Origin of the sequence: Synechococcus sp. R5-12, from assembly GCF_047502655.1 — a bacterium.
Taxonomy (GTDB): domain Bacteria; phylum Cyanobacteriota; class Cyanobacteriia; order Thermostichales; family Thermostichaceae; genus Thermostichus.
The window spans coordinates 1-8,975 of record NZ_JANSIM010000234.1 but is presented as its reverse complement, the minus strand read 5'-3'; the positions used below and the strand labels follow the sequence as shown (position 1 = coordinate 8,975).

Here is an 8,975-nt window from a genome sequence, read left to right as displayed (position 1 = left end):
GCGTGGTAGGAATCTCCGGCCTTCAGGCCGGGGAGGATGTCAATTTCCCAGTTTCACCCTCCTCTCTGGCTCAGCTTGGAGCCAATGGCCTCATCGGCAAACCCTTCAACGCCGCCACCCTGGCTGCGGACATCTGTGCTCTGCTGGGCTGGGATCCCTGACTCAACCCTGAACCCGCCCCAAAGACCCCTGGGATCCCACCGATATCCGCCAAATCGCGTAGAAGAAACGTACAAATTGCCTACGCAAATCCTCGATGTTTCTCTGTACTTCCACTGATCTCGAGGCTATGATAGGGGCATGAACGTTAGAAATACGGAGGAAACACAGATGCAAGTCAGTGAAGATCTAACCCTGGACTACCGTACTTACCGCATAGCAGCCCTATTGAGCGAGAGCTTCTCTTTGGGAGCACTGCTGGGAGTATCCCTCAAGTGGCAGAACGATGTCTCCTCCGTGAATGAGCCGCGGCCCAGGGCTTCCCATCTTTCCCTGCAGGACATCGAGCAGCGCTACCTCACCTCTTGGCAAAGATAGTCTTCTCCCTTCAAAAACCATCTCTCAAACAGAACCAGCCATGAATACAAGTCTTGACTCTGTTACTCTGCCCTCCAGCATCCAAGAAATCGTGGAGCAGGTGTTCCGCAGCAGCTTCCTCAGCTTGGGCCAAGAGAACCGCATCAATGAGCTGCTCTTTCAGCGGCGCTACTCTGAGGCTGACCTGGAACTGTTGGACTGCCTAAGCTTGGCGTTGCTGAACCATCAAATTGAGACGGAAAAACGTTCTGCGGCAAAAGCTGCCTGACCCCCAAAACGCATCAAGTTCCTCCAAAGCAAAAGGGGATCCCCGCTGGATCCCCTTATTTGTCCAATCTGAGTCCAGTGACCTAGCTGATCTCCAAGGAAAACCCTGGAAGCGCCCCGGCAAGCATTCCAGAGTTCTTGCAGGATGTGGGGACTAGACCGCAACGGTCTTCTTCACCTGAGCCGCCAAAGCTCCAGAAGCATACTTGGCTGCCATCTCATCCAAGGTAACCACCGGAACTTTGGTGCCATGGCCAGCACAGCCGAAGGCAATGTAGCGCTCAGCACAGACTTTTTGCATTTCCTTGATGGAAGGCTTGAGGAAGTGGCGGGGGTCAAACTCTTTCGGATTCTCGGCCAGAGCGCGGCGCACGGCAGCTGTGATGGCCAGGCGGTTGTCGGTGTCGATGTTTACTTTGCGCACTCCATTTTGGATGCCCCGCTGAATTTCTTCCAGCGGCACACCGTAAGTCTCGGGAATGGAGCCGCCGTATTCGTTGATGATGTCGATCAGCTCCTTGGGCACCGAGGAGGAACCGTGCATCACCAGGTGAGTGTTGGGCAGGCGGCGGTGGATCTCAGCAATGCGCTCCATGTCGAGGATGTCACCAGTGGGCTTCCGGGAGAACTTGTAGGCGCCATGGCTGGTACCAATGGCTACGGCCAGCGCATCCACCTGAGTTCGCTCCACAAAGTCCACCGCTTGGTCGGGGTCGGTGAGGAGTTGGTCATGGCTGAGCGCCTCTTCCGCACCGTGGCCATCTTCCGCTTCCCCACGGCCCGTTTCCAGGGATCCCAGGCAGCCCAGTTCCCCTTCCACACTCACCCCGATTGCATGAGCCACTTTCACCACCTCGGAGGTCACGGCCACGTTGTACTCGTAGCTGGCCGGGGTCTTGGCATCTTCCTTGAGGGATCCATCCATCATGACGCTGGTGAAGCCGTTGCGGATGGCGGAATAGCAGGTAGCCGGGCTATTGCCGTGGTCTTGGTGCATGGCGACGGGGATGTGGGGGTAGGTCTCCACTGCCGCCAGGATCAGGTGCCGCAGAAAGTTCTCGCCCGCATACTTGCGTGCCCCTCGAGAGGCTTGCAGGATAACGGGGCTGTTGGTTTCATGGGCTGCCTGCATGATCGCTTGGATCTGCTCCATGTTGTTGACGTTGAAGGCAGGAATGCCGTAGCCATGTTCGGCGGCATGATCCAGCAGCGTCCGCATTGCAACGAGAGCCATCGGTTACCTCCTGAGGTGCTGACCTAGTGCGTATGAGATTTGCTTACCGTTGATCTTAAGATACTTTTTACGTTTTGGCGGATAAGCCGCCGGGGATCTGCGTATCTTGCCGAGGGATCCTTGCAGCTATTGGCCGTGATGCTCGCGCTCAGGCGCAACAGGCGCACCGACATCTTCAGATACAGTGGGGAAGGGCAAGACTGTTGGGCGCTTGCATCGAGGATGGTTCTGCCCATGCCCGCCTAATTGATCTCTTACCTCAATTGATCTCTTTCAGTTTTGTGTTGTTTGCCCGGAGGAATGGGAACGTGCGTTGCAATCGCTGGCCGGTCTTGGGTGCAAAGCCAACAAGGGCTCTGTCCTGCTGGGGCAAAAGGCTGCGCTGGGTGCGAGGAACCGGTTTGGCAATGGCCTGCTGGGCAGTGGCGGGCCTTCGGTCGGCGGCTTGGGGGATCCCTGGGCAATCTCCGGATCAGGTGGCGGCCTGGGTGAGGGACAATCCTGTGCTGCGGCCCCGTCCGGGCGAAACCCTGAACATCAACCGAGTGGAGCCGGATGGATCCCGCTTTACGTTCTTGGCCTCGGTGGCTCCGCCAGGACGGATCATCAACCCGCTGGATCGGGAGACGATTCGCTCGGAGCGGATGACGTTCTTTCGCCCCCAAGGACTGACGGCAGAAGACCTCTTTCAAGCCATTCGCGACGTTTATGGGCCGGAGATCGCCGCCGATCTGGATCAGGCGGTGGAGGTGATTCGCTACCCGTCCCCAGAAGCTCTGGCAAGCAGTCCGGGCTATACCTTGGCCCTTGCCATCCAAGGGGTGGTGCTGCGGGGAAACCAATTCGTGTATTGGCTGGAGCTGACGCAAAACCCCGATGGCCGTGTACAGCAGGGGCAGGTGTGGGTGTTCCAAGAGGAATGGCTACCCAAGGTGGAAGGGGAGTTGGCGGAACGTTTCCCCTTGCAGGTGATGACCCGTTGAGGGGCCCCCAATCTTTATCCCCGAGGAGAAGGGCGCTCAGGGGCGGAGGGAGTTGCTGACATCCAAAGCCGGCAATTCCACCCGTTCTACCTGGGGCCGAAAGCCCAACCAAGGAGTGGCCAACTGGGCAAATCGCTCTGGATCCCCGCTCACGTAGAAACGGTGGGGTTCTCCCCAAGCAGCGGTCAAGGGGCGACGCAAGTCCCACAAACTCAATTCGCGGGCCAGGGATCCCACCAGCGCCATCCCTGGATCTACCCGTTTGACCGAGGACGGCAGCAAAGGCTTCAGGATTGGATCCAGCAGGGGGTAGTGAGTACAGCCATAGACAAGAGTATCGATCCCCTGTTGCAACAGCGGTTGCAGGTAGCGTTCAGCCGCCTGTCGCAGAGCAGGGCTATCCAGCCATCCGGCTTCAATGAGAGGGACGAACTCAGGGCAGGCCTGCTCCCAACAGTAAACGGGGTACGGAAAACGTTTGGGATCCAGAGCGCTGTACTCTTGAATGGCTCTTGAGTAAGCGCGACTCTTGACCGTGGCCACCGTGGCGAGCACCCCAATGCGGGATCCTTGGGCCAGTGCTGCCTGGGCGCCGGGTAGGATTAACCCTAGAATGGGCAGGGCAAACTCCTGCCGCACGTGGTCCAGAGCCAAGGCCGAGCTGGTATTGCAGGCCATCACCACCAGCTTCACCGGCTGCGCCTGCATCCACGTCAGAATTTGCCGCACAAAGGCCAGGATCTCCTCTGGCGAGCGTTCCCCATAGGGCAACCGCGCTGTGTCGCCGAAGTAGATGAGCCGTTCCTGGGGGAGCCGGCGGCGTAAGGCTCGCCAAACCGTCAGCCCGCCCAAGCCGCTGTCAAACACCCCAATTGGCCAACTGGGATCTGGCTCTGATTTCCACTCCCACTGCATGCTCCGTTCTCCTCAACACCTTGGCCTAAGCTGCTGTATCCTACCCTGCTTTCGAGAATCTCGGCGACAGATTCCCTGCCTTCCCTCTGAGATCAACTGGGCCAACTGGATCGTCAATTCGATCAGTTATTGAGAGATCCGATAGACATGAACAAGCTCAGCCAACGGCTAGCGACTGCGCAAGAAAGTCTCAATGCCATCGGCAATGGCCCGCGCCAAAATAGCCTGATATTCGGCAGTGGCCAATTTTCGCCCTTCGGTTGGGTTGGTTACGTATCCCAACTCCAGCAGCACGGAGGGCATACCCACAGGTGTTTCCCGCACCACAAAAAAGCGGGCTCGTCTCACCCCCCGGTCAGCAGCACCGGTGGCCCTGACCAAGCTGCGGTGCAAGATGGCGGCCAGCTCGGCGCTATCGGGTCGCAGGTAATAGGTCTCGATGCCGTGAATGCCGGAGCGATCCAGGGCGTTGGCATGAATGCTCACCAGCAGGGCAGCATTGGCCTGAACGGCCATATCCACCCGCGGTTGCAGCAGCACTTCCCGGTCATCGGTGCGGGTCATCACCACCCCGTACCCCCGCTCCTGCAGCAGTCGTTGCACCTGGTGGGCAACGGAGAGCACGATGTCCTTCTCCTGGATCCCATCCACCCCGATGGCACCGGGATCCCGTCCCCCGTGGCCGGGGTCGATGGCAATGACCGTCCGGTTCAGAGATTGGGGGGTGGAAGGGGAGGCAGGGCCGGGCGTCTGCGGCTGAGGTATTGGTGGAGGAGCATTCAGAGGTCGCAGCTCCAAGGTAATGCGGCGGGATCCCTGGCCGGGGTTGGGCTCGAAGACATTGAACTCCTCGGCGGGCTGCACCAGAATGCTGACCGTGCGGGCATCTTCCTGGACAAAGCGGATCCGCTCCACCGGCCCTCCAACCGGCAAGCCGGGATCCGGCATAGACTGGGGCAGGCGAGCGGGCGCCACGTTGATGCGGTAGCCACCACTCTCGGGATCCCAGCCGGCCCGGTAGAACATGAATCCATCGGCGCTGATGATCAACCGGTTGCCCTGGAGCTGAACCGATTGCAACGTCGCCAGCGGCCCACTGCTGTTGACAGAGCTGACCTCGGGCAAAAGGCTGGCCTGGGCAGCACCCCCGGCAGGCTGGATCCAGATCCCACCTCGCTGTGGGTCGTAGCGGGCTTCCCAATCGCCACCGGAGGAATCCACATCCAGCACTACCCGAGCAACGGTGGGCTCAAACTGCCCGATACGCAGCCGCGAAACCCCCAGACGGTTGATGACATAAGCTCGCTGGGTGAGGGCAGGGCTGAGGGTGGTGTTGAGAAAATCCACCACTACCCGATCCGGATCGAGGATGCGCCGCACCGTAGTGGAGGGGCTGCCTTGGGTACGGATGAAAAAGCCTTCTGCTTGCGGGGATACCTCTAAAATTTGATGGCCGGAGCGAGGAGATGGGGTGGGTGCCGGGCGTCGGGGAGGCAGTGTCGGCAAAGGCGGGGACGGCGGGAAGGGATCCCTGGAACCTCCCAATAAGCCGGCAGATGAAGGGGGAGAAGAAGAGAGAGATCCGGCCTGGGTGAATTGAACAGCCCAGCGGGAGGGGCCGGCAGTGAGCAGTTGCAGTTGGTTGAGGCTGAGAGGCTGATCCGGCTGCAGATACAGCACAAAGCGGGTAATGGTATCCGTAAGCTGGCTAATCTGCAGAGAGGTGACACGGCCCGCAAAAGTCTGGGTTTGGGGCTCCTGTCCAAAGCGGGTGTTGGGAAAATCCAGCACAACCCGAGGCGGATTCTGCAGCACGAACAGAAAAGGCCGCACCTCGCCCTGGGTGTTAACTTCCAGCCGCCCTTGCTGGGGGTCGTAGTACCAACGCTCAATGCGCGATAAACCTGGGGCTGTAATCGCCTGAGCCTGGACAGATTCCGGGGGAAACAGCCCTGCCCCCGCCAAGCTCAACAGCAGCATCGCCCCCCATATCTGCCTTGACCCCGGCTTGCCAAATTCGGGCATGACCTTCCATCCACTCCCCACACCTGCAACTATACCAACCTGCTTTCGGAGCAGCCTGGGAAGGAGCGCAATTCCGCTCTTGCCTGCAGGGCTGGGGGATGATGGGTAGAGGCTCGCCCCTTCTTCTTCCTGCTTGTTCTCCGACGAGGTATCTTGGGATGCCCAGGCCACCGGATCTCCTAACCCTGGCCCGAGCTGGACACGCCCAGTCAATTGTGCAGGTTGTGCGGATGGAGCTGCTGCGGCGTCGCTGGTGTGCCCGAGTAGACTTTGCCGACGAGACCCTGCACATTCACCTCATCGGATCCCCTTATCGGCCTCAGCTCTCCCCCCAAGTTGCCGCCGCCCAACTGTTTCTGATCCTGAAGCAACTGCGGATCCCACGGCTGGAGCAAGTGGAAATTTGCGCTTTCCGCGGCTCACGTTTGCTCTGGCGGCAGAGCCTAAAGCTGGGATCCCGGCAGCGTTGGGATCGGTTTTCCTTCGATAACTGGGCAGTCAACGCTTGGGCTTACCCGGCTGCGTTTGCGGTGGCCCTGATGGTGAACAACATAGGCTTGTTGCAGTTGTTGCATTTGCCTCTTCACATTTGGATCCACGAATTTGGCCATGCCACCGTCGCCTGGTGGAGCGGGTATCGGGCTTTGCCTCTGCCCATCGGCTGGACAAGCGTTAGCTCGCAGAGGGATCCCTTTGTGTATTTTGGAATCCTCTTTTTACTGATTCTACTCTTCTGGTCAGCCCGCAAGGAGCGGATTGGGTGGCTGCAGGTGCTGGCCATCTTTCTTGCTCTATTGCAGTTTTACATGACCTGGCTGATGCCCAATCGCACCTGGGAGATGTTGTTTGTCTTTAGCGGCGTTGGAGGAGAATTTTATCTCAGCACCTTTCTGATGGCCAGCTTTTATTTTCCCTTGCCAGATCGCTGGCGATGGGATTTTTGGCGATTTGTCGTGCTGGGGATCGCGAGCAGCAGCCTGTGGAGAAGCTTTTGGGAATGGCACAGCATCAGACTGGGATTGGCCGAGGTTCCCTGGGGAACTTTATTGGGCGGCCAAGGAGATGCCAGGGGGGATATGAACCGCCTAAACTACGACTTTGGCTGGAGCACCGATCAAATTATCCAAACCTACACTTTTTTAGGAAACCTGTGTGTCTTATTCGCATTGAGCCTATACGTCCTATTCCTGTTGCGAGCAAACGATGAGACTTGGCTGTATCTACGAGCAAGGTTTATTCTTTGGATGAATGGTTTGATAGGCTCCAGTTCAAGGAAACGTTCTTAAGATCCTCCTATAGCGATCATTATCCCAACCACAGCTTTTTCCGGCAGCACCAGCTACATCCGGCGCAAAATGAGCTCTTGGGTAAAAGGGATCCCGCTTATCTCCAGAACTTCCCTAGTGTCCAACTCGATTCCTCAAGGGGGCAGGATCATTTTGGTTTTGGACTGCAGCTTTGCCGGTTGGGAATTGCTCCAACCACTCCGTTGAGCTCAGAGGGCGTTTGTGGTGCCCATCTGGGCAATGATTGGGCGGGAGAAGCGGCACCCCTATCAGGTTGGAGATGGCCTGTTGAGCATTCGCTCTATGCTGAGGGATATGTATAGACAAACTTCCTCTGCAACGGTACTTTACCCATGTCAGCCGCCTTCTCTTGGCCCTACCGCACCCCAGGGATCCCAGACTCTGCCTTTGAACGCATCCCAGGGATCCCGATGAGCCCTCGTGAGGTGCGCGTGTTGGTGCTAAGCCAGTTGCGCCTGGGAGAGAACCACTGCCTGTGGGATATCGGCGCCGGAACCGGCACAATTGCCATTGAAGCGGCTGTTCTATGCCCCAAAGCTCGCGTGATTGCCATCGAGCGAGATGCCGAGGTAGTCAGCCTAATCGAGAGCAATTGCGAGAAATTTGGCCTCACCAACGTGCAGGTGATTCAAGGTACTGCCCCCGATTGTCTGCAACACCTTTCTCCAGCGCCGGATCGCATCTGCATTGAGGGAGGCCACCCCCTACGCGAGATCTTGGAAGCCTGCTGGAGCCATCTCAGCCCCAACGGGCGGGTCGTGGCGACGACCAACTCTTTGGATGGGCTCTACGGCCTTTCTGCCGGCCTGGCCGCTGTGCGGGCTCATCATGTGGAGGTGATTCAATCGGCGGTGAACCGCCTGGAACACCGCGGTCGGACTCAAATGCTGCTGGCATTGGATCCCACCTTTGTTTTAAGCGGAGAAAAAATGAGTTAAGTTTTATATGACCTGTTTACATTTTTTGGTAGATCTTTTCCCAAGGTGATGAATAAAAGCAGATTGGTCTGTCTCGAATGTCTTAAACTGGCAAAAAAGATTGGGCCACCACAAACCTTAAGCTATACTGATGTTTCTCGATCCCAAACTCAAATCTGCTTTTATACCAGATTAAGAGAGCTGGGAAACCCAAAAGCTATGGTTCAATTCCAAAACCCCTTTCAGGAATCACGGGAAGTCAGGCTGCGGCAACTGTTGATTCGAGAGCGCTGGCCAGAAATGCTGAAAGGCTGCCGGGCTTGCATCCATTGGGACGACTTCAAGCGACCGGAATGCTGCGGTGACTGCGGCATTGGCGATCGCCGTAGGCAAGCGGTAACCGAAGAAAGCCCACCCAGCAAGTCCCCAGGAATTTAGGGTTTCCCAAGCTTTCCAGAGGGGGATCCCAGCTCTTGTGGTGGTTTGTAGTAATTTTTACCTAGGGAGTTTTACCCAAAAATTGGGTCCCAAGCCCAGTCTTCACATCTGTCTGCAGCCAGAGCAAACCAGCAAGGTGGGGAGGCAACGAGCGCCTCTCGCAGGATCGTTATGTCGTTGCTCCCTAGCCTCTCATCGCGCCAGCGGGCCGGAGGCCTTTCGCGCCAGCGGGACGGAGTCCTTTTTTCGCCCCATTGGCCCTCTGCTTCAGCGTCTCAGGAGCAGCTCCCCAGCAACCTCCACGCAGAGATCCATGTTAATTTCTACACCAACATGGTTAGCGACAGGGTCG

9 protein-coding genes are annotated in these 8,975 nt (G+C 57.8%); 6 read left to right on the top strand and 3 right to left on the bottom strand.

Features of this window, described 5'->3' with window-relative positions; all coding sequences use genetic code 11:
- Positions 1-330: 330 nt before the first annotated feature.
- Positions 331-537: a hypothetical protein gene (locus NW843_RS11965; RefSeq protein ID WP_011432020.1), complete on the top strand. Its 207-nt coding sequence runs from the start codon at positions 331-333 to the stop codon at positions 535-537.
- A 40-nt stretch (positions 538-577) separates the two neighbouring features.
- Complete coding sequence (locus NW843_RS11960) at positions 578-805, top strand: hypothetical protein (RefSeq protein WP_011432021.1); 228 nt, start codon at positions 578-580, stop codon at positions 803-805.
- Positions 806-958: 153 nt separating this feature from the next.
- Here the strand turns inward: NW843_RS11960 and fba are convergent, their stop codons facing one another.
- A complete protein-coding gene (fba, locus tag NW843_RS11955) occupies positions 959-2,038 on the bottom strand; it encodes a class II fructose-bisphosphate aldolase (protein WP_011432022.1) in 1,080 nt (359 codons plus the stop codon).
- A gap of 386 nt (positions 2,039-2,424) precedes the next feature.
- Between fba and NW843_RS11950 the strand changes: the two genes are divergently transcribed.
- Positions 2,425-3,021, top strand: coding sequence for a hypothetical protein (locus NW843_RS11950; RefSeq protein WP_414350535.1), 597 nt, complete (start codon positions 2,425-2,427; stop codon positions 3,019-3,021).
- A 36-nt stretch (positions 3,022-3,057) separates the two neighbouring features.
- Here NW843_RS11950 and murI read toward each other — a convergent pair whose 3' ends face one another.
- A complete protein-coding gene (gene murI / locus NW843_RS11945; RefSeq protein WP_414416954.1) occupies positions 3,058-3,936 on the bottom strand; it encodes a glutamate racemase in 879 nt (292 codons plus the stop codon).
- Positions 3,937-4,104: 168 nt separating this feature from the next.
- A complete protein-coding gene (locus NW843_RS11940; RefSeq protein ID WP_414380518.1) occupies positions 4,105-5,961 on the bottom strand; it encodes an N-acetylmuramoyl-L-alanine amidase in 1,857 nt (618 codons plus the stop codon).
- A 158-nt stretch (positions 5,962-6,119) separates the two neighbouring features.
- Here NW843_RS11940 and NW843_RS11935 point away from each other — a divergent pair, with 158 nt between their 5' ends.
- The 3 genes from NW843_RS11935 (at position 6,120) to NW843_RS11925 (ending at position 8,623) form a co-directional block, all read left to right on the top strand.
- Positions 6,120-7,247 carry a hypothetical protein gene (locus NW843_RS11935; protein WP_414523046.1) on the top strand — a complete coding sequence of 376 codons (1,128 nt, stop codon included), beginning with the start codon at positions 6,120-6,122 and terminating at the stop codon, positions 7,245-7,247.
- 353 nt (positions 7,248-7,600) lie between these two features.
- Positions 7,601-8,206 carry a precorrin-6Y C5,15-methyltransferase subunit CbiT gene (gene cbiT, locus NW843_RS11930; protein WP_414332185.1) on the top strand — a complete coding sequence of 202 codons (606 nt, stop codon included), beginning with the start codon at positions 7,601-7,603 and terminating at the stop codon, positions 8,204-8,206.
- A gap of 198 nt (positions 8,207-8,404) precedes the next feature.
- On the top strand, positions 8,405-8,623 hold the full coding sequence (locus NW843_RS11925; protein WP_414332184.1) for a hypothetical protein: 219 nt from the start codon (positions 8,405-8,407) through the stop codon (positions 8,621-8,623).
- The last annotated feature ends 352 nt before the right edge of the window (positions 8,624-8,975 follow it).

Bases quoted from the DNA above. Each gene is read 5' to 3' on its own strand.
- NW843_RS11965 (WP_011432020.1), top strand. From the start codon at position 331: ATGCAAGTCAGTGAAGATCTAACCCTGGACTACCGTACTTACCGCATA.
- NW843_RS11960 (WP_011432021.1), top strand. From the start codon at position 578: ATGAATACAAGTCTTGACTCTGTTACTCTGCCCTCCAGCATCCAAGAA.
- fba (WP_011432022.1), bottom strand. From the start codon at position 2,038: ATGGCTCTCGTTGCAATGCGGACGCTGCTGGATCATGCCGCCGAACAT.
- murI (WP_414416954.1), bottom strand. From the start codon at position 3,936: ATGCAGTGGGAGTGGAAATCAGAGCCAGATCCCAGTTGGCCAATTGGG.
- NW843_RS11940 (WP_414380518.1), bottom strand. From the start codon at position 5,961: ATGCCCGAATTTGGCAAGCCGGGGTCAAGGCAGATATGGGGGGCGATG.
- NW843_RS11935 (WP_414523046.1), top strand. From the start codon at position 6,120: ATGCCCAGGCCACCGGATCTCCTAACCCTGGCCCGAGCTGGACACGCC.
- cbiT (WP_414332185.1), top strand. From the start codon at position 7,601: ATGTCAGCCGCCTTCTCTTGGCCCTACCGCACCCCAGGGATCCCAGAC.
- NW843_RS11925 (WP_414332184.1), top strand. From the start codon at position 8,405: ATGGTTCAATTCCAAAACCCCTTTCAGGAATCACGGGAAGTCAGGCTG.